Source organism: Rubritepida flocculans DSM 14296 (assembly GCF_000425365.1).
GTDB lineage: Bacteria > Pseudomonadota > Alphaproteobacteria > Acetobacterales > Acetobacteraceae > Roseococcus > Roseococcus flocculans.
This window is the reverse complement of record NZ_AUDH01000008.1, coordinates 23,477-42,523: the sequence shown is the minus strand read 5'-3', so window position 1 is coordinate 42,523 and position 19,047 is coordinate 23,477. Positions and strand designations below refer to the sequence as shown.

At 72.8% G+C, this 19,047-nt stretch carries 15 protein-coding genes; 11 read left to right on the top strand and 4 right to left on the bottom strand.

The genetic code is table 11. The features are described 5' to 3' along the window. Nucleotides 1-9 precede the first annotated feature (9 nt). A complete protein-coding gene (locus tag H596_RS0109435) occupies nt 10-1,638 on the top strand; it encodes an EAL domain-containing protein (protein WP_027284679.1) in 1,629 nt (542 codons plus the stop codon). A gap of 26 nt (nt 1,639-1,664) precedes the next feature. Here H596_RS0109435 and H596_RS20915 read toward each other — a convergent pair whose 3' ends face one another. Continuing rightward, nucleotides 1,665-3,224 carry an acyl-CoA synthetase gene (locus H596_RS20915; RefSeq protein WP_037300765.1) on the bottom strand — a complete coding sequence of 520 codons (1,560 nt, stop codon included), beginning with the start codon at nt 3,222-3,224 and terminating at the stop codon, nt 1,665-1,667. After that, nucleotides 3,221-3,949, bottom strand: coding sequence for an SDR family NAD(P)-dependent oxidoreductase (locus H596_RS0109425; RefSeq protein WP_027284678.1), 729 nt, complete (start codon nt 3,947-3,949; stop codon nt 3,221-3,223). The genes H596_RS20915 and H596_RS0109425 overlap by 4 nt, the downstream gene beginning before the upstream one ends. A 103-nt stretch (nt 3,950-4,052) precedes the next feature. Here H596_RS0109425 and dctP point away from each other — a divergent pair, with 103 nt between their 5' ends. From dctP to dnaE, 6 genes are all read left to right on the top strand, one after another. Further along, nucleotides 4,053-5,087 carry a TRAP transporter substrate-binding protein DctP gene (gene dctP, locus H596_RS0109420; RefSeq protein WP_027284677.1) on the top strand — a complete coding sequence of 345 codons (1,035 nt, stop codon included), beginning with the start codon at nt 4,053-4,055 and terminating at the stop codon, nt 5,085-5,087. Further along, the gene (locus H596_RS0109415) at nt 5,087-5,596 is read left to right on the top strand and encodes a TRAP transporter small permease (protein WP_037300763.1); all 510 of its coding nucleotides are present in this window, start codon (nt 5,087-5,089) and stop codon (nt 5,594-5,596) included. Before dctP ends, H596_RS0109415 begins: the two co-directional genes overlap by 1 nt. Beyond that, on the top strand, nt 5,593-6,879 hold the full coding sequence (locus tag H596_RS0109410; protein WP_027284675.1) for a TRAP transporter large permease: 1,287 nt from the start codon (nt 5,593-5,595) through the stop codon (nt 6,877-6,879). Before H596_RS0109415 ends, H596_RS0109410 begins: the two co-directional genes overlap by 4 nt. A gap of 4 nt (nt 6,880-6,883) precedes the next feature. Next, nucleotides 6,884-7,357 carry a GAF domain-containing protein gene (locus H596_RS0109405; RefSeq protein WP_027284674.1) on the top strand — a complete coding sequence of 158 codons (474 nt, stop codon included), beginning with the start codon at nt 6,884-6,886 and terminating at the stop codon, nt 7,355-7,357. Between the two features lie 75 nt (nt 7,358-7,432). After that, the gene (locus tag H596_RS0109400) at nt 7,433-9,550 is read left to right on the top strand and encodes an acetate--CoA ligase family protein (protein ID WP_037300761.1); all 2,118 of its coding nucleotides are present in this window, start codon (nt 7,433-7,435) and stop codon (nt 9,548-9,550) included. A 38-nt stretch (nt 9,551-9,588) separates the two neighbouring features. Then, complete coding sequence (dnaE, locus tag H596_RS0109395) at nt 9,589-13,017, top strand: DNA polymerase III subunit alpha (protein ID WP_027284672.1); 3,429 nt, start codon at nt 9,589-9,591, stop codon at nt 13,015-13,017. Between the two features lie 10 nt (nt 13,018-13,027). On the opposite strand, the gene H596_RS20910 is transcribed toward dnaE, so the two are convergent. Next, the gene (locus H596_RS20910; RefSeq protein WP_051212716.1) at nt 13,028-13,567 is read right to left on the bottom strand and encodes a TIGR00645 family protein; all 540 of its coding nucleotides are present in this window, start codon (nt 13,565-13,567) and stop codon (nt 13,028-13,030) included. A gap of 48 nt (nt 13,568-13,615) precedes the next feature. Between H596_RS20910 and H596_RS0109385 the strand changes: the two genes are divergently transcribed. Genes H596_RS0109385 through H596_RS0109370 form a run of 4 tightly spaced genes read left to right on the top strand, consistent with a single transcriptional unit; the run spans nt 13,616 to nt 17,094 of the window. Further along, on the top strand, nt 13,616-13,963 hold the full coding sequence (locus H596_RS0109385; RefSeq protein WP_027284671.1) for a RidA family protein: 348 nt from the start codon (nt 13,616-13,618) through the stop codon (nt 13,961-13,963). Next, nucleotides 13,960-14,952: a potassium channel family protein gene (locus H596_RS22885; protein ID WP_027284670.1), complete on the top strand. Its 993-nt coding sequence runs from the start codon at nt 13,960-13,962 to the stop codon at nt 14,950-14,952. Before H596_RS0109385 ends, H596_RS22885 begins: the two co-directional genes overlap by 4 nt. Continuing rightward, nucleotides 14,949-15,950 (top strand): NAD-dependent epimerase/dehydratase family protein, encoded by a 1,002-nt coding sequence (locus tag H596_RS0109375; RefSeq protein ID WP_027284669.1) that lies wholly within the window; start codon nt 14,949-14,951, stop codon nt 15,948-15,950. The genes H596_RS22885 and H596_RS0109375 overlap by 4 nt, the downstream gene beginning before the upstream one ends. A 10-nt stretch (nt 15,951-15,960) precedes the next feature. Continuing rightward, nucleotides 15,961-17,094 carry a DegT/DnrJ/EryC1/StrS family aminotransferase gene (locus tag H596_RS0109370; protein ID WP_027284668.1) on the top strand — a complete coding sequence of 378 codons (1,134 nt, stop codon included), beginning with the start codon at nt 15,961-15,963 and terminating at the stop codon, nt 17,092-17,094. A gap of 130 nt (nt 17,095-17,224) precedes the next feature. Here the strand turns inward: H596_RS0109370 and H596_RS20900 are convergent, their stop codons facing one another. Further along, complete coding sequence (locus H596_RS20900; protein WP_169579861.1) at nt 17,225-19,045, bottom strand: SWIM zinc finger family protein; 1,821 nt, start codon at nt 19,043-19,045, stop codon at nt 17,225-17,227. Nucleotides 19,046-19,047 lie beyond the last annotated feature (2 nt).

Below are 19,047 nucleotides of genomic sequence, written 5' to 3'. Positions count from 1 at the left end.
GAGACCTTCATGACCGATGCCTGCCAGACCGCTCCGCGCCCCCTGAGCGACCGGGAGCGCTTCCTCGGCTTCGCCTTCGCGGCGGCGGATTTCCTGGCCGAGGCCGATTCCCAGGGGCGGATCGGCTTCGCCACCGGGGCCTTCCGCCTGCATCTGGGGCGCAGCGCGGAATCCTTCCTTGGCCAGCCGGTGTCGGAGCTGATCGCGCCCGAGGATCGCCCGGCCTTCGAGCTGGCCCGCGCCTCCCTTCCCGTGCGCGGGCGCATGCCGCCCACGGTGCTGCGCCTCGCCGATGCGCGGCAGACGCCCTTCATGGTCTCCGCCCTGCACCTTGCCCTGCCGGGCCAGCCGCCGCGGGACTGTCTCTCCTTCGCGCCCATGCCGGAGGGGGTGGTGCTGCGGCAGGAGCCCCGCACCGACCCTGCCGCCTTGATGCGGCTCGCCGAGGCCCGGCTGCGGGGCGCGGAGACACCCGCCGGCGGGATCGGGCTGCTCGAGCTTCCCGCCGTGCCGGAGGAGGCGCGGCGGAAGCTGCTGGAGACGGCCTTCCAGGCAGCCGGCGAGGAAGCGCTGGTCGCCGCGGAGCTTGCGCCCGGCCGGCTTGGCCTCCTCTCGGCCCCCGGCCAAGCGGTGGAGGAGCTCGAGGATCTTCTGCGCCGCGTTCTCGCGCGGCTGTCCGCCGAGGGCGAGGGCGCGAGCGCCCGGGCGCTCTCGCTGGACGCTCCGGGCCTCACTCCCACTCAGGCCATCCGCGCGCTTCGCCACGGGCTCGGGCTGTTCGCGCGCGAGGGCGCGGCGGAGCTGGCGCAATGCGGGCTTGACCAGGGGCTCAGCGGCATTCTCAACGATGTCGCCCAGCGCGCCGGGCTGCTCACCCGGGCCATCGAGCAGCGCCGCTTCTCGCTGCTCTACCAGCCCATCGCCCGGCTGTCGGACAAGGCGACCCACCATTTCGAGGCGCTCTGCCGGCCGGCGCGCGGCGTGCTGGCCCCCAAGGAGGGGCCGGGGGATTTCGTGAACCTCGCCGAGGCGGTGGGGCTGACCGAGGCGCTCGACCTCGCCGTGCTGGACCTCGCGGCGAGAGACCTGCTGGCGCAAGCGCCGCCCGGCAGGGTGGCCGTGAACCTGTCGGGCCTCTCGGTGCAGAGCCCCGGCTTTCGCGCGGCGCTGCTGGGGCGCCTGGATGAACAGCCGGCGCTTGCGCCCGGCCTGATGGTGGAACTCACCGAAAGCGCCGAAATCGAGCAGGAGGAGGAGGCCGCGGCGACGCTCGAGTCGCTGCGCGCGCGCGGCGTGCCCGTCTGCCTCGACGATTTCGGCGCCGGGGCCGCCGCCTTCCGCTACCTGCGCGCCTATCGCGTGGATTTCGTGAAGGTGGACGGCGCCTTCGTCACCGCCGCCCTGGAGCATGAGCGCGACCGCCGCTTCGTCGCCTCCATGGTGGACCTCTCGCGCGCCGTGGGGGCGGAGGTCATCGCCGAGCGCATCGAGACGGCGGCCCATGCCGCGCTGATGCAGGAACTCGGCGTGACCTACGGCCAGGGCTGGCACCTGGGCCGGCCCGGGCCGCTGCCGCGGCGCGAGGCGGCGCCGGTGACGCCGGGCAAGCGGCGCGGCGTGCAGGAAAGCTGGGGCTGACGCGGGCGGCGATGTCGCCGCCGGTTTCAGCCCGTGAAGGTCACGCCCTCCGCCGCCAGCCGCTCGCGCAGCATGGTCTTGGGCACCTTGCCGTAGGCGGATTTGGGCAGCGCCTCCCAGAAGACGATGCGCTGCGGGTGCTTGTAGCGCGCAAGGCGCGGGCCGAGATGCGCGAGCAGCTCCGCGGCCTCCACCGGCGCGCGCGGCACCACGCAGGCCACCCCCGCCTCGCCCCATTTGGGGTGAGGGATCCCCACCACCGCGCATTCCAGCACGGCCGGATGGGTCAGCAGCGCCTCCTCGATCTCGCGCGGATAGATGTTGGAGCCGCCCGAGATGAACATGTCGCTCGCCCGGCCCGTGATGAACAGGAATCCCTCCGCGTTCATGTGGCCGAGATCGCCGGTGTGGAACCAGCCCTGCCGGAAGGCGCGGGCGTTGGCCTCGGGGTTGTTCCAGTAGCCGGCGAAGACGGCGTTGCCGCGCACGCAGATCTCGCCCGTCTCGCCCGGCGGCAGATGGGTGCCGTCCTCGGCGAGGATCGCGACATCCATGCCCGTGCGCGGCATGCCGCAGCTTCCCGCGCGCGGGTCGGCGTCGTCCAGGCTGTGCTGGTCGGGGCGGAGCACGGTGATGTTGCCCGTCACCTCGCCCAGGCCGAAATACTGCACGAGGCAGGGGCCGAGCCGCTGCAGCGCGCGCTTCTGGTCGGCGCGGTACATGGGCGCGCCGGCGTAGATCACATGGCGCAGCCGGTGCGGGGCGGCGTCCGGGTGCTCGGCCAGCATGGTGAGGATGGTCGGCACGGTGAACATGTTGGTCACCCCATGCGCGGCGATCAGCCGCCAGGCCTCGCCCACATCGAGCCGCTCGCCGGGCAGCAGGATGGAGCGCGCGCCGCGCGCCACCTGCGGGACGGCGTGCATCCCCGCGCCATGGCTCAGCGGCGCGAGCACCAGCGAGACATCCTGCTCCGACAGGCCGGGCATCAGATCCGCGCAATGGTTGTTCACCACGAAGCCGAGCTGCCCGTGCGTGAGCACCGCGCCCTTGGGCTTGCCGGTGGTGCCCGAGGTGAAGAAGAACCAGGCCGGATGGTCATAGGCCACATCCGCCTCATGGTCGCGCGGCGGCGGGGCGGCGGCGGCGAGCATGGCCTCGTAGTCGCGCTCCCCCTCGCGCGCGTCGCCCACGGCGATGACGAGGCGCAGGGCGGGGGTGGCCTCGCGCACCGCATCGGCATGGGCGGCGAAGCCATGGTCGCGGATCATCGCCACGCAGCCCGCGTTGCTGGCCAGATAGGCGGCCTCGGGCGGGGTGAGGCGCACATTGGTGGGAACCCAGGCCGCGCCGATCTTCCAGCAGGCCCAGAGGCTCTCGAACATCTGGTTGGAGTTGCGCGAGTGGACGAGCACACGGTCCCCGGGCGCGATTCCCTCCGCACGCAGCGCGGCGGCGAGGCGGTCCACCCGCGCGTCGATCTCGCGCCAGCTCCATGTCCGCTCGCGCCAGATCAGCCCGGGCGAATCGGGCAGGCGGCGGGCCGTCTGCGTCAGCAGCCGGCCGAGATTCATGGTCGGGATCATGGCATCAGCCCTGCCGTGGAGAAGCCGCCATCCACCGGGATGGCCTGGCCCGTGATGTCCCCGCTGCGGGCGGGGTCGAGAAGGAAGAGCACCGCCTGCGCCACGCCCTCTGGGGTGGCGTAGCGACGCATCGGGATTCGTGCGGCCCAGGCCGCGCGCGTCGCCGCATCGTGCAGCAGCCGCACCATGGGCGTCTCGACCGGGCCGGGACAGACGGCGTTCACCCGGATGCCGTGCGGGGCGAGATCCACCGCCATGGCGGCGGCGAGGTTGATCACCGCGGCCTTGGAGGCCGAATAGGCCACGCGGTCCTTCATCCCCGACAGGCCGGAAACGGAGGCGATGAGCACGATCGCGCCCCCCTTCCCTTCCGCCACCATGCGCCGCGCCGCGGCCTGGGCGACGAGGAAGCTGCCCGTCACGTTCACGTCGAGGATGTGGCGGAACTGCGCGGCGGGCACCTCCACCGCGGGCGTGTGCGCCGAGACGCCCGCGGAGGTCACGCAGCCGCGCACCCCCTCCAGCCCCTCCATCCAGGCCAGCACCGCGTCCTCATGCGTCACATCCAGCATGCGCGTCGTGGTGCGCGGCCCCTCGAGCAGCATGGTCGCGCGCGCCAGCGCCGCCGCGTCGCGATCCGCGACCGCGACCGAGGCGCCGGCCGCCAGCACCGCCTGGGCGGCGGCGAGGCCGATGCCCGAGGCGCCGCCGCTGATGGCCACCACGCCTTCCAAGGCCTCCTCCCTCTCCCTTGCGCCCGGCGCGCCCGCGGGATCATTCTGCGGCGCGGTGGGCGGCGCAAGGCCGCCCCATCGTGGAGGAAACGCAATGACCCGCCTGCCGCGCCGCGCGCTGCTCGCCGCCGCCCCCGCCGTGCTCGCCCTGCCGCATCTGGCGGGCGCGCAGCAGTACCGGCCGGAATACAAGCTCTCGGTGGTGGGCAACCGGCCCATCCCCTTCGCCGAGGGCGCCTTCCAGTGGGCGGAGCTGGTCACGCAGCGCAGCCAGGGGCGCATCAACGTGCGCGTCTATCCGGGCAGCCAGCTCGTCGGCGGCGACCAGACGCGCGAGCTGCTGGCCATGCGCCAGGGCATCATCGATTTCTGCGTGTTCAGCACCATCAACATCGCGCCGCAGGTGCGCGAGGCGGGGCTGTTCCAGCTTCCCTTCCTGATGCCCGACCACCGCGCCTTCGACGCGCTGATCAATGGCGAGCCGGGGCGCGACCTGATGGCGGTGATGGACCGTCGCGACGTGGTGGGCCTCGCCTTCGGCGAGAACGGCTTCCGCGAGCTCTCGAACTCCCGCCGCCCGGTGCGCGCGCCGGCCGATCTGCGCGGGATGAAGATCCGCTTCGCGGCCGGCGCCATCTTCAACGACATCTACACCGCGCTCGGCGCCAACCCGCTGCAGATGTCCTTCGCCGACCTGCAGCCCGCCCTCAGCTCCGGCGCGGTGGACGGGCAGGAGAACCCGGTCAACCTCTTCCTCGCCTTCCGCATGGACGCGCTCGCCCAGCGGCACATGACGATCTGGAACTACGTGAACGACGCGCTGATCTTCGGCGTGAGCAAGTCCATCTGGAACGGCTTCAACGCCGCCGACCAGCAGCTCATCCGCGACTGCGCGCAGGAGGCGGCGCGCAACAACATCGCCCTCGCCCGGCGCGGCCTCGGCATCCCCGGCACGGACGATTCCGCCCTCGTCGAGCTGCGCAACCGCGGCGTCGAGGTGGCGGTGCTGACGCTCGAGGAGAAGCGCGCCTTCGCCGCCGCGCTGCGCCCGGTCTATGAGCGCTGGGCGAACACGGTGGGCGCCGATCTGGTGCGCAAGGCCGAGGCGGCCATCCGCGCGGTGAGCTGATGGCCGCGGAGCTGGAATCGGGCGCGCCCGCGCCCGATCCGCCCACGCGCGTGCCGCTGAGCCTGGAGCGGGTGCTGCTGGCCGCCGCCATGGCCGCCATCGCGCTCATCACCGCGGCGAACGTGGCCACGCGCTACCTGACGGACATCTCCCTCGCCTTCACCGAGGAATACTCGGTGGCGCTGATGGTGGCGGTGGCGCTGATCGGCTCGGCGCTGGCGGTGGCCTGCGGGCGGCACATCCGGGTGGGGCTGCTGGCGGACGCGCTGCCTCCGCGCGGGCGGCGCGCGGCGGAGGCGGCGGGGCTGCTGCTCGTGATCCTCTGCTTCGCGCTGCTCGTCTGGTTCGGCGGGCGCATGGCCTACGACGAATGGGATTTCGAGGCGCTCACGCCCGGCCTCGGCAACCCCCAATGGATCTATACGGCGACGCTGCCCGTGCTCTCGCTGCTCGTCATCGCGCGCGCGGCGGGGCGGCTGATCCGGCTGCTGCGGGGCGGCGACGGGTGACGGGCGCGATCCTCTTCCTCGCCTTCGCGCTGATGCTGCTGGGGGGCGTGCCGATCGGCGTCGCCCTCGGGCTTGCGGGGGCGCTCGCCATCCTGCTCGCCGACCAGACGCTGATGGCGATGTCCACCAACGTCTATGCCGGCATCGCGAAATACCCGCTCATCGCCATCCCGATGTTCGTGCTGGTGGGCTGCGTCTTCGACCGCACCGGGGTGGCGCTGCGCCTGGTGCGCTTCGCCACCGCGCTGGTGGGGGCGGGGCGCGGGGCGCTCGCCTCCGTCTCGGTGCTGGTGGCGATGGTGCTGGGCGGCATCTCCGGCTCGGGCCCCGCGACCTCGGCGGCGGTGGGCAAGGTGGTGACGGAAAGCATGGCGCGCGACGGCTATCCGCGCCCCTTCATCGCCAGCACCGTGGGCGCCGCGGCGGCGACCGACATCCTCATCCCGCCCTCCATCGCCTTCATCGTCTATGCGGTGATGGTGCCGGGCGTCTCCGTGCCGGCCATCTTCCTCGCCGGCGTCTTCCCCGGGCTGCTCGCGGGGCTCGCGCTGCTCGTGCCGATCCTGCTCATCTCCTGGCTGCGCGGCTTCGGCGGGAAGAATCCCGAACGCGGCGAGGGCTCGCTCTGGCGCAGCTTCCGCGAGGCCTTCTGGGGCCTCATGGCGCCGGTGGTGATCCTGGGCGGCATGCGCGCGGGCGCCTTCACGCCGACGGAGGCGGCGGTGATGGCCGTGTTCTACGGGCTGTTCGTGGGCTTCGTGATCCATCGCAGCATGACGCTGCGCGATCTCTACGAGATCCTGGTGGAGGCGGGGGAAATCTCCGCGGTGATCCTCATCGTCGTGGCGCTGGCTTCGGTCTTCGCCTGGGCGGTCTCCACGCTCGGCGTCGTGCAGCCCATCGTCGCGGGCATCCTCGGGCTCGGCCTCGGCGAATGGGGCACCATGCTGCTGCTGGTGGGGCTGCTGATTCTGGTGGGGATGTTCCTCGACGGCATCTCCATCTTCCTGATCCTCCTGCCGCTGCTGCTGCCCATCGCGCGGCATTTCGGCTGGGATCTGACCTGGTTCGGCGTGCTGCTCACCATGAAGATCGCCATCGGCCAGTTCACCCCGCCCATGGCGGTGAACCTGATGGTGAGCTGCCGAATCGCGCGGGTGACGATGGAAAGCACCATCCCCTGGGTGAGCTGGTTCGTGCTGGCCATGCTGGGGGCGCTGCTGCTGGTGATCGCCGAACCGGGCATCGCGCTGTGGCTGCCGCGCGCGGCGGGGGCGATGTAGGGCGATGCGCGAAGCCCTCGGCCTCGTCCTGCGCGCGCTCGGCGAGGCGGAGCAGCCGCGCGCGAGCTTCGCCGCGCTGGAGCGCGCGGCGCAATGGACGCTCGGGCACCGGCTCTTCACCATCATGCGCCACGACGCGGCCGCGGGGGTGAACCGCCGCGTCTGGAGCAGCGATCCCCTCGCCTACCCGCCCGGCGGGGCGAAGCCCATCCGCGAGACGGAATGGACGCGCACCCTCCTGCGCGAGGGCCGCCCCTTCATCGGGCGCAACGCCGCCGACATCCGCGCGCATTTCCCCGATGCGGAGCTCATCCTCTCGCTCGGCTGCGAGAGCGTGCTGAACCTGCCCGTGCGCTGGCGGGGCGGCGTGATCGGCACGATCAACCTGCTCGACCGCGCCGGCGCCTATGCGCCGCACCATGCGCGCGAGGGCCAGGTGCTGGCCGCACTCGCCATTCCCGCGCTGCTGCTCGTCTGACAGGGCGGGCCCGGGGGCTTGCCGAAGCGCGCGTTCCGTTCCCGAATGCGGGGCAAGAGAGGTTGAGGAAACGCCATGCCCGAGATCCCGCCGCTGCGCGACCCGCAGAGCCTGAAGCGCCTGCTCGCCCCGCGTTCCATCGCCGTCATCGGCGTCTCGGGCGAGCCCACGGGCTTCGGCGCGCGCACCGTGCAGAACATGGCGGGCTTCGATGGCGAGGTGTGGTGCGTGAACCCGAAATACGCGGGCCAGGAGCTGCACGGGCGGCCCTGTTTCGCCTCGGTGGCCGATCTGCCCGGCGCGCCCGATTCCGCCGTCATCGCGCTGCCGCGCACCGGCGTGATGGAGGCGGTGACGGCGCTGGCGGCCAAGGGCGGGGGCGGCGCCGTGATCTACGCCTCCGGCTACGGCGAGACGGATCTGCCCGAGCGCGCGGAGGAGGAGGCGCTGCTGCGCGAGACCGCGCGCGCGCTGAACTTCCCCCTGCTCGGCGCGAACTGCCTCGGCTTCGTGGACCATGCGCAGCGCGTGGGCGCCACCTTCATGCCCGACTACGTGAAGATGACCGCGCCCGCCGGCGGCGTGGGCGTGGTCAGCCAGTCGGGCGCGCTCGGCTATGCGCTGATGCAGGCGGCCGAGCGCGGCTTCGCCATGTGCCACATGACGACGGCGGGCAACGCCACCGACCTCGACGTGTGCGACCTCGCAGCCTTCCAGCTCACGCTGCCGCATTGCCGCAGCATCGCCCTCGCGGTGGAGGGGCTGCGCGACGCGCGGCGGCTCTTCCTGCTGGGCGAGATGGCGCGCGGCCTGGGCAAGCCCATCGTGGTGCTCAAGCTCGGGCGCGGCGAGGTGGGCGCCAAGGCGGCGATGAGCCACACGGGCAGCCTCGCCGGCAGCACCGCGGCCTGGAGCGCGGGCTTCCGCCGCGCCGGCATGCTCGAGGTGGAGGATTTCGACGCGCTGCTCGAGACCGCGGGCTTCCTCGCCAAGGCGCCGCCGCCGAAAGCGCGCGGGGTGGGCATCCTCACCCCCTCGGGCGGGGCGGGCATCATGGCGGCCGACCACGCCGAGGCCGCGGGGCTGCCCCTGCCCCAGCCCGCGCCCGAGACGGAAGCGACCTTCCGCGCCATCCTGCCCGAGTTCGGCAGCCCCCGGAATCCCTGCGACCTGACGGCGCAGGTCGCCACCAACCCGAAGCTGTTCGAGGACTGCATGGTGGCGATGCTGAACGACGCGCAATACGGCTGCGTCGTCTTCCCGGTCGTCTATCACAACCCCGCCCCCGGCGCGACGCCGGCGCGGATGAAGACGCTCGACCCCATGGCCGCGGCGGCCGGCAAGCCCATCTGCATCGCCTGGGTGCCGGAGAGCCTGGAGGGGCCGGGCGCGGAGGCGGTGGACACATCCCCGCACCTCAGCCTGTTCCGCTCCATGCGGCGGATGATGAACGCGATCCGCCTCTGGCAGCGCCACCATGCGCCGCCCCTGCCGCCCGGCGCGCCGCTCGCCGACCCGCCCGCCCTGCCGGAGGGCGCCCGCCGGCTGATGGAGGCCGAGGCCAAGGCCCTTTTCGCCGCCGCCGGCCTGCCGGTGGGCGAGGAGCGCCGCGCGGCGAGCCTAGAGCAGGCGCTCGCCGCCGCCGAGGCGCTGGGCTACCCGGTCGTGCTCAAGCTCGACAGCCCCGATGTGGCGCACAAGACCGAGGTGGAGGGCGTGCAGCTCGACCTGCGCGACGCGGCGGCGGTGCGCGCCGCCCATGCGCGCATCATGGCCGGGGTGGCGCGCCATGCGCCCTCGGCGCGGGTGGATGGGGTGCTGGTGCAGCGCATGGCCCCGCGCGGGGTGGAGCTGATCCTCGGCGCCCGGCGCGATCCGCAATTCGGCCCGCTCGTCCTGGTCGGGCTCGGCGGGGTGCAGGCGGAGCTGTGGAAGGATGTGGCCCTCGAGGTCGCGCCCGTCTCGCCGGAGGCCGCGCTCGCCATGCTCCGCTCGCTTCGGGCCTTCCCCCTGCTCGACGGGTTCCGCGGCGCGCCGAAGGTGGACGTGGCGGCGGTGGCGGAGGCGATCGCGCGCTTCTCCGCCCTCGCCGCCGCGCTGGGCGAGCGGCTGGAGGAGGCGGAGATCAACCCCCTGCTCTGCCGCCCCGATGGCTGCCTTGCGCTGGACGGGCTGATGACCCTCTCGGGCTGAGCGCCCCGCCATGCCATCCTGCGCGCCGGAGATTCGGCATGCAGGACGGCGGCTTCATCCACCTTCACACCCACTCGGCCTATTCGCTCAGCGAGGGCGCGATCAAGGCCGAGAAGCTGGCCGCGCTGGCCGCCGCGCAGAACATGCCGGCGGTGGCGCTGACCGACACGGCGAACCTCTTCGGCGCGCTGGAGTTCGCCCAGGCCGCCGCCGCCAAGGGCGTGCAGCCGGTCATGGGCTGCCAGCTCTGGCTCTCGCGCGCCGCCGCGGGCGAGGAACGCGCCGAGGCGCTGCGCGCGGGCGCCGATGCGGTGGTGGCCCTGGCGATGACGGACCGGGGCTGGGCGAATCTGCAGAAGCTCTCCTCGCTCGGCTGGCTCAACGAGGATCCCTCCGGCCGGCCCGCCCTCTCGCTCGAGCAGCTCCTCGCCCATGCCGAGGGCGTCTTCCTCCTCACCGGCGGGGACAATGGCCCCCTCTCGCGCCTGCTCGCCGAGGGGCGGCGGGAGGCGGCCGCGCGGCTGCTGCAGGCGCTGCGCGAGGCCTTCCCCGACCGGCTCGCCGTGGAGCTGATGCGCCATGGGCTGGAGCGGCAGGAGGCGCTGGAGCCGGGGCTGCTGCGCCTCGCCGAGGAGGCCGCGCTGCCCGTCGTCGCGGCCAATGACGTGTATTTCGCCGACCCCTCGATGCACGAGGCGCATGACGCGCTGCTCTGCATCGCCGAGGGCCGCCTGCTGACCGACGCGGACCGCCGCCGCGTGACGCCCGAACACTGGTTCAAGCCGGCGGCGGCCATGCGCGCCCTCTTCGCCGATCTGCCGGAGGCCTGCGACAACACCCTGGCCATCGCCCGGCTCTGCCATGTGATGGCCGAGGCGAAGAAGCCCGAGCTGCCGATCTGCCCCAAGGTTCCCCCCGGCCGCAGCGAGGCCGAGACGGTGGCGGCGATGGCGCGCGAGGGGCTGGCGCGGCGCTTCCCGCAGGGCGTGCCGCCGGAATACGCGCAGCGCCTGGACTACGAGCTCGGCGTGATCGAGCAGATGGGCTTCTCGGGCTATTTCCTCATCGTCGCGGACTTCATCCAGTGGGCGAAGGCGCAGGGCATCCCGGTGGGGCCGGGGCGCGGTTCGGGCGCGGGCTCGCTCGCGGCCTGGGCGCTGTCCATCACCGATCTCGACCCGCTGCGCTTCGGCCTGCTCTTCGAGCGCTTCCTCAACCCCGAGCGCGTCTCGATGCCGGATTTCGACATCGACTTCTGCCAGGACCGGCGCGACGAGGTGATCGACTACGTGCGCCGCGAATACGGCGCGGACCGCGTGGCGCAGATCATCACCTTCGGCAAGCTGCAGGCCAAGGCGGCGGTGCGCGACGTGGGGCGCGTGCTGGGCATGCCCTACGGACAGGTGGACCGGGTGGCGAGCCTGATCCCCAACAACCCCGCCAACCCCGTCAGCCTCAAGGACGCCATCGCCGGCGAGCCGCGCCTGCAGGAGATGCGCGACGCCGACGAGGCGGTGGCCCGGCTGCTCGACCTCGCCCAGCAGGTGGAGGGGCTCTACCGCAACGCCTCCACCCACGCCGCGGGGGTGGTGATCGGCCGCCGGCCGCTGCTCGAGATCACGAGCGTCTATCGCGATCCGCGCTCGCCGCACCTCATCACCCAGTACTCGATGAAGCATGTCGAGCAGGCGAGCCTCGTGAAGTTCGACTTCCTCGGCCTCAAGACGCTGACGGTGCTGCGCCGCGCGGCGGATCTGCTCGCCGCGCAGGGGGTGAGGGTGGATCTCGACGCGCTGCCGCTCGACGACGCGAAGACCTTCGCGATGCTGGCGCGCGGCGACGCGGCGGGCGTGTTCCAGTTCGAAGGCCAGGGGATGCGCGACTGCCTGCGCATGATGCGCCCCGACCGCTTCGAGGATCTGATCGCCGCCGTCTCGCTCTACCGGCCCGGCCCGATGGAGAACATCCCGGCCTATTGCGCGCGCAAGCACGGGGAGAAATGGGAGGCGCCGCACCCCATGATCCACGACATCCTGGCCGAGACCTACGGCATCATGGTCTACCAGGAGCAGGTGATGCAGATCGCCCAGGTGATGGGCGGCTACTCTCTCGGCGGCGCGGATCTGCTGCGCCGGGCCATGGGCAAGAAGAACAAGGAGGAGATGGCGAAGCAGCGCGCCATCTTCTGCGCCGGCGCGGCGAGGAACGGCGTGCCCGAGGCCAAGGCCGGCGAGGTCTTCGACCTGATGGAGAAGTTCGCCGGCTACGGCTTCAACAAGAGCCACGCCGCGGCCTATGCGCTCGTCGCCTACCAGACGGCCTGGCTGAAGGCGAACCACCCGGTCGCCTTCCTCGCTGCCTCCATGTCGCTCGACCTCGACAAGACCGAGAAGCTCGCCTCCCACATGCAGGAGGCGGCGCGGCTCGGCATCAGGGTGCTGCCGCCGGACATCAACCGCTCCGAGGCCGAGTTCGCCATCGAGCAGACGCCCGAGGGACCGGCCATCCGCTTCGCCCTCGCCGCCGTCAAGCGCGTGGGGCTGCAGGCGATGAAGGATCTGGTGGCGGTGCGCGCGGCGGGCGGGCCCTTCGCCTCCCTCGCCGATTTCGCGGAGCGGGTGGACCCGCGGCTGCTCAACAAGATGCAGCTCGAGAATCTCGCCAAGGCCGGGGCCTTCGACAGTCTGGAAGGGAACCGGGCGCGGCTGGTGGCGGGGGCCGAGACCATCCTGCGCCGCGCCCAGGCCAGCGCCGAGGACCGCGCGACGCGGCAGATCGGCCTGTTCAGCGCGGTCGAGCAGGGCCCGGCGCTGTTGCGCCTGCCCGAGATTCCCGACTGGCCGGTGCTGGAGCGCCTCGCCTTCGAGGCGGAGGCGGTGGGCTTCCACCTCTCCGCCCATCCGCTGGACGAATACCGCGGCGCGCTGCGCCGCCTGGGCGTCGTGCCCTCCGCGCGCGTCATGGAGCGCGTGCGCGGCGGCGCGGGGCGGCTGCGCCTTGCGGGCACCCTCACCGGGAAGAAGGAGCGCAACACCCGCACCGGCAGCCGCATGGCCTGGGTCAGCCTCTCCGACCAGAGCGGCGGCTACGAGGTCACGCTGTTCAGCGAGGTGCTGAACCGCGCGCGCGACCTGCTGGAGGAGGGGCGCGCGCTGCTCGTCACCTGCGAGGCCCGGCTGGAGGGCGAGGCGCTGCGGCTGACCGCCCAGGAGGTGGAGGCGCTGGACAAGGCCGCGGCCGGGGCGGTGGCGGGCATGCGCATCCACCTCGACGCGACGACCGCCCTGCCCGACATCCGCGCCCTGCTGGAGCGGGATGGGCGCGGCAAGGGCCGGGTCAGCCTCATCCCGCGCCTCGGCCCCGGGCAGGAGGTGGAGGTGACGCTGCCCGGCGGCTGGAACGTCTCGCCGCGCATGATGCAGGCGCTGAAGGTGCTGCCCGGCGTGGCGGCGGTGGAGGAGATCTGATCCGCGCGGCCTACTCCTCCTCCCCCTCCTTCTCCTTCTTGGATTTCGCGAGCAGCTTCGTCTGCGTCTGCATGCGGTCCAGCACGCCCAGCACCAGCGCGCCCACCACGAAGGTGATGTGGATGCCCACCCCCCAGGCCAGCTCCCGGTCGGTCAGCGAGGCCACGTCCATGAACTTCTGCAGCAGATGGATGGAGCTGATCGCGATGATGGCGATGCCCACCTTCAGCTTCAGGTTGCCGGGATCGAGGTTGGACACCCACTCGATCTTCGAGCCGCCCTCCGCCGACTGCAGCCGCGACACCAGGCTGTCATAGGAGGAGATGGCGACCATCGCCACCAGCGAGGCCACCAGGGCGCTGTCCACCAGGTAGAGCATGCCGAGCAGGAGCTGCTCGTCGCTGCCGGCGGAGAGCGCCTCATGGGCGAATTTCCACACCTTCTGGCCGAAGCGCACGGCATAGGCCACCAGGGCGACGCCGAGGCCGAGATAGAACACCACCAGCACGTAGCGGGTGGCGAGGACGGTCCGGTCGAGTAGGCTCTGCATGGGCGCGCATGTGGCGCGCCTTCGCAGGGAAGAAAAGACGGGGTTGGCATGATCCGCAGACTGGCCGAGGAGGGGCGCCTCTCGGGCGCGGTGGTGCATGGCGGGCTTGTCTGGCTGGCCGGCCAGGTGGCCGACGACACGAGCCTGGACGCCGAGGGGCAGACGGCGGATGTGCTGCGCCAGATCGACGCGCTGCTGGCCGAGGCCGGCACCGACAAGTCGCGCCTGCTGCAGGTGCAGGTGATCCTCGCCGACATCCGCGACGCCCCGGCGATGAACCGCGCCTGGGACGCCTGGCTCGACCCTGCCGCCAAGCCCGCGCGCTTCACCATCCAGGCGCCGCTGGTGGACCCGGCCTGGAAGGTGGAGATCGCCGGGGTGGCCGCGCTGCCGTGACGGGGCGGCGCACCGCCCGGCGGGAGGCGCTGCTGGCGACGGGGCTGACCTATGGGCTCATGCTCGTCGTCGCCGCGGGGGTGGCGGATCAGGGCTGGGCCTTCGCCGCCGCCTCGCTGCTCGTGGCGAGCGTGGCGCTCGGGGGCTTGAACCTGCTCTTCCCGCAGGGGCTCACCTTCGCCTTCGGCGCGGCCAACGGGCTCGCCGTCTATGTGTGCCTGTTCGTCGTCATGGGCCGGGCGGGGTTTCCGGCCGCGCATGAATGGGCCAGGCCCCTCGCCTTCCTGCTGCCTGTGCTCGCCTTCGTGGGCGCCTGCTGGTGGCGGCGGGAGAGGCTGCGCGTGGCCGCCGAGGGCAGCGCGGATTTGCGCCACTTCCCGCGCTTCATGCGCTGGCTGCTGGTCAGCGGCCTGATCGGCGCCGCCTCTCTGGCCAGCCCCATCTCGCGTCTGGGGCCCGATGGGCAGACGATCGCGCTGCTCTTCGCCATGGGGCTGATCGCGGCCATCGGCGCGGCGGCGGTGGAGGATGTGGTGCGGCTGCTGGTGGATGTGGCGACGATGCTGCGCCGCGTCACGGTGCGGCTGCGCGCGCTCTCCGTGCCCATCGCCACCTATGTGAGCCTCTTCGCGCTGCTGGCGGTGGCCTTCGGCTGCGCCTACCGGATCGCCGACGGGCTCTCGCGCGAGCCGGTCTTCCTCTTCGTCGGCACCCCCGCGCGGATCAGCTTCTCCGAGGCGCTGCATTTCAGCGTGGTGACGCTCTCCACCGTCGGCTATGGCGACATCCAGCCGCATGACGACGGCATCCGCCTTCTGGCGGCGCTGCAGATGGTGCTGGGCCAGCTTCTGCTTCTTTTCGGCTTCGCCGAGATCATGCGCAGCCACACCGATGGCGAGCGCCGCGAGGATGACGGGGAGCGGCCCGGTTTTGGCCGCAAAGCCGGGAATGCTACAGGGGTTCCCGTTCGCACGGATCCGCCGCCTTGACCCTTGGTTCCCCCGATTTCTGGCGCCGCCGCCGCGTGCTCGTCACCGGCGGGGCGGGCTTTCTCGGCTCCAACCTCTGCCATGCGCTGGCCGGCCTCGGCGCGCGCGTCACCGCGCTCGACGCCATGCTGCCCGATGGCGGGGCGAACCCCGCGAATCTGGAAGGCGCCGGGGTGATGCTGGTGCGCGGCGATCTGCGCGAGACGGAGCTGCACTCGCTCTGCCAGGGCGTCGAGGTGCTGTTCAACATGGCCGCGCAGACCAGCCACATGGGCGGCCAGCGCGACCCGGTGGCCGACCTCGCGATCAACGCGGTGGCGCAGGTGCGCCTCGTGCAGGTGATGCGCGAGGTGGCGCCGAAGGCCGTGGTGGTGCACGCCTCCACCCGGCAGTTCTACGGCCGCCCGCTGAGCCTTCCGGTGGACGAGTTCCACCCGGTGAACCCGCCCGACGCCAACGGCGTGAGCAAATGGGCGGGCGAGCAGTACTGGATGCTGGAGAACCGGGTGCTCGGCCGCCCCGTCGTCTCGCTGCGGCTGACCAACTGCTACGGCCCGCGCCTGAGGATCGCCGATGCGCGGCAGACCTTCCTCGGCATCTGGATCCGCCGCGTGCTGGAAGATGCGCCCTTCGAGGTGTGGGGCGGCAGCCAGTTGCGCGACCTCGCCTATGTGGACGACGTGACGCGTGCCTTCCTGCTGGCGGCCGAGCAGGCCGACCGCCCGGAGGTGGCCGGGCGCGTCTTCAACCTGGGCGGCGCGCCGCCGCTCTCCCTGCTCGAGCTCGCCCATCTGCTCATCGCGGCCAATGGCGGGCGGGGCCGCTTCGAGACGCGCGAGTTCCCGCCCGACCGCGCGCCCATCGACATCGGCAGCTATCACGCCGACGACCGCGCCTTCCGCGCCGCCACGGGCTGGGCCCCGATGGTGCCGCTGGAGGAGGGGCTGCGCCGCTCCCTCGCCTGGTATCGCGAACGCCTGGCCGATTACGCCTTCTGAGGACACGCCCATGAACGCGCCCCTTCCCCTCCTTCCCTTCGCCGATCCCGGTGCGGGCTATCGCGCGCTGCAGGGCGAGATCGACGCGGCGGTGGCGCGCGCCCTCGCCTCCGGCTGGTACATACTGGGCCGGGAGGGAGAGGCCTTCGAGGCGGAGTTCGCCGCCTGGCTCGGCGAAGGCCAGCACGCGGTGGGTTGCGCCAACGGCACCGACGCCCTCATGCTCATCCTGCGGGGCCTGGGCATCGGGCCGGGCAGCACGGTGGTCACGGTGAGCCACACGGCGGTGGCGACGGTGGCGGCCATCGAGATGGCCGGGGCCACCCCGCTGCTGCTCGACATCGAGCCCGGAACCTACACCATGGACCCGGCGGAGCTGGAGGCGGTGCTGGCCGCTCCCCCGCCCGGCCTGCCGCCCATCCGCGCCGTCATCCCCGTGCATCTCTATGGACAGGCCGCCGATCTCGGGCGCATCGCCGCCGCCTGCGCGCGGGCGGGCGTGGCGCTGATCGAGGATTGCGCGCAGTGCCACGGGGCGCTGTGGCGGGGACGCAAGCTCGGCACCTTCGGCGCGGCGGCGGCCTTCAGCCTCTACCCCACCAAGAATCTGGGCGCGCTGGGCGATGGCGGGGTGCTCGCCAGCGCCGATGCGGCGCTCGCGGCCCGGATCGGCGCGATCCGCCAGTATGGCTGGCGGCAGCGCTATGTGAGCGACATGGTGGGGGTGAACTCCCGCCTCGACGAAATCCAGGCGGCGATCCTGCGCGTGAAGCTGCGGCATCTCGACGCGCAGAACGCGCGCCGGCGGGCCATTGCGGCGGCCTATGACGCGGCGCTGGCCGGCGGGGGGCTGACGCCCCCGCTGCGCCGGCCCGAGGCCGAGCATGTCTTCCACCTCTATGTGCTGCGCCATCCCGGGCGGGAGGCGATCATGGCGCGGCTCAAGGCGCTCGGCATCGGCACGGGGATCCACTACCCCGTTCCGGTGCATGCCCAGCCGGCTTATGCCGGCCGTGTGGCGCTGGGCCCCGCGGCCTGCGCGGAGACGGAACGCGCCGCGCGCGAGGTGTTCAGCCTGCCCATGTATCCCGAACTGACGGACGCGAAGGTGGAGCGCGTCTGCGCGGCGCTGCGCGGGCTGTGATACGGGGGCCGGTCAGGCCGGCCCTGTCGCCGCAGGCAGCACCCGGGCATCCCCCTCGACGCCACGCTGATCGGCCGCTGCCGCGGGTCTCGCCGTTCGGCGCAAAGCCTCCGGCGAGCCGGACATCCCGTCACCGCCTCCCGCGGCCGGGCTTGCGCGGCCTGCCGGCCTCCTCCCTCGCGCCGGGCTCCTCCGCCGCGCGCAGCATCGCCACGAAGCTGCGCTTGGCCGCATGGCGGCGCAGCAGTTCGGCCACGAAGGCGGCGTGCTCGGCCTGCCGCCCGCACCGCGCCCGCACGGCGCCCATCCGCGCGACCAGGGCGCAGGCGGCCGCATAGCCCTGCCGGTTCGCCAGCGCGACCTGCCGCTCCACGAGGCGCGCATAGACGCCCAGCGCCTCATCGGGCAGCGCCACCTCGCTCGCCTCGGCGAGGCGGCGCAGGGCATGTTCCGGCAGGCCCCGCTGCCGCGCCACCTGCCAGGCGGCCTGGAGCCGCCCCTCGGCCGCGAGGATCTCCGCCAGGGTCGAAGCGAGGGCCGCCCGCTCCCAGCCGCTACGCTCGCCCCTGGCCTGGGCGAGACGCTGCTCCAGCAGCGCCACGGCGCGATCGGCAAGGGCGGCGCGCTCGCGCTCCTCGGGCCTGCCGCCTCCTGCGGCGGCCATCGCCTGGAACAACTCGGCCGAGGGGCGCCGCTCGAAGGCCCGCCAGAGCGTGGCGAGCGCATCCTCCCGCCGGCCAGCGGCGAGGTATCGCTCGGCCAGGAAGCGCTGCAGCGGCTCGCCCGAGGCGTCGTCGTGCAGCCATGCCCCTTCCTCCGCCCAGCGAAGCGCCTCCGCCTCGCGCCCCTCGGCGAGGCAGAACTGCGCGAGGCCGAGATAGTCGTGCGCGTGGGCGAGGTTCTGCGCGCGGAGCCTGATCCTCTCCGCCACGTCGCCGGCGCGCGCGGCGAAGCGGTCGAGAATCCCGAAGACCGCGTGCGGTTGCAGATCGGCCTCGCCCATCACGACGACGGAACCCACCCGCCGCGGAGCGGATGGGCGTTCCCGCCAGGCTTCCCGCGCCAGATCGAGATAGAGGGCGAGGCCCTCGGGGCCCAGCAGCTCGGCGTATCGCTCGCTCGCCTCGGCGAAGCAGCCCCACTCGTCCGTCACCTCGCGGCGGAACAGCTCTCGCGCGAGGGCAAGGGGGTCGGGCCGCGCCGCGCGGCAGGCGGCGAGGTGGATGGCGCTGGCGCGCTCGAGAATGGCCATGCCGCCGCCATCCGAATCGTCCACGCTCTCGAGCGCGCGCCCGATGCGCGCGAACAGCTCCTCGACCAGCTCCAGGGCCAGCGGCGCCCCGCCTGCGGCGATCAGCGCCTCGACCTGGTCCAGGATCTCCAGCACGCCCTGCGACCATCCATCGGCCTCCCATCGGTCCATGAAGCGCCCCCCGGTTCCGAGCGCCCGCCGCAGCGCCTCGCGCAGCCGCCTCGCGATGCCTGCCGTGTCGCCCGAGGCGGCGGTCGCGGCGAGGTCGAGCCGTTCCAGCAGGATCGGGTCGCGCGCGGCGAGGTCGAGGAGCATCTCGGCCAGCCGCTCCACGCCGAGGCCGTGCAGATGGGCGCGAATGGCCGCGAGGCGGCTGGGGAGAGCGGGGCCGCCGCGCTGGTCGGCATTGGCCGCGAGGCCCACGGCCACGAGGTGCTTGCAGAATCCGTGATCGGCGAAGGCGGGGCAGGTGCAGGCGCCCTCGACGCCGGATTCGGCGACGCCCAGTTCGCAGCGATAGACCTCGCTGCCGAGAACGCGTGCGAGAACGCGCCGACCGTCATCGGAGAGAATCTCCACCCGGCCGGCGCGATGATAGGCCTCGCCGCGGGCGAAGACCTTCTCCCCGGCCAGTCCGAGCAGCGCCTGCGGGGCGAAGCGGGGCGGCGCGGGAGAGGGCGCGGGGGATCGCCTGGGCACGT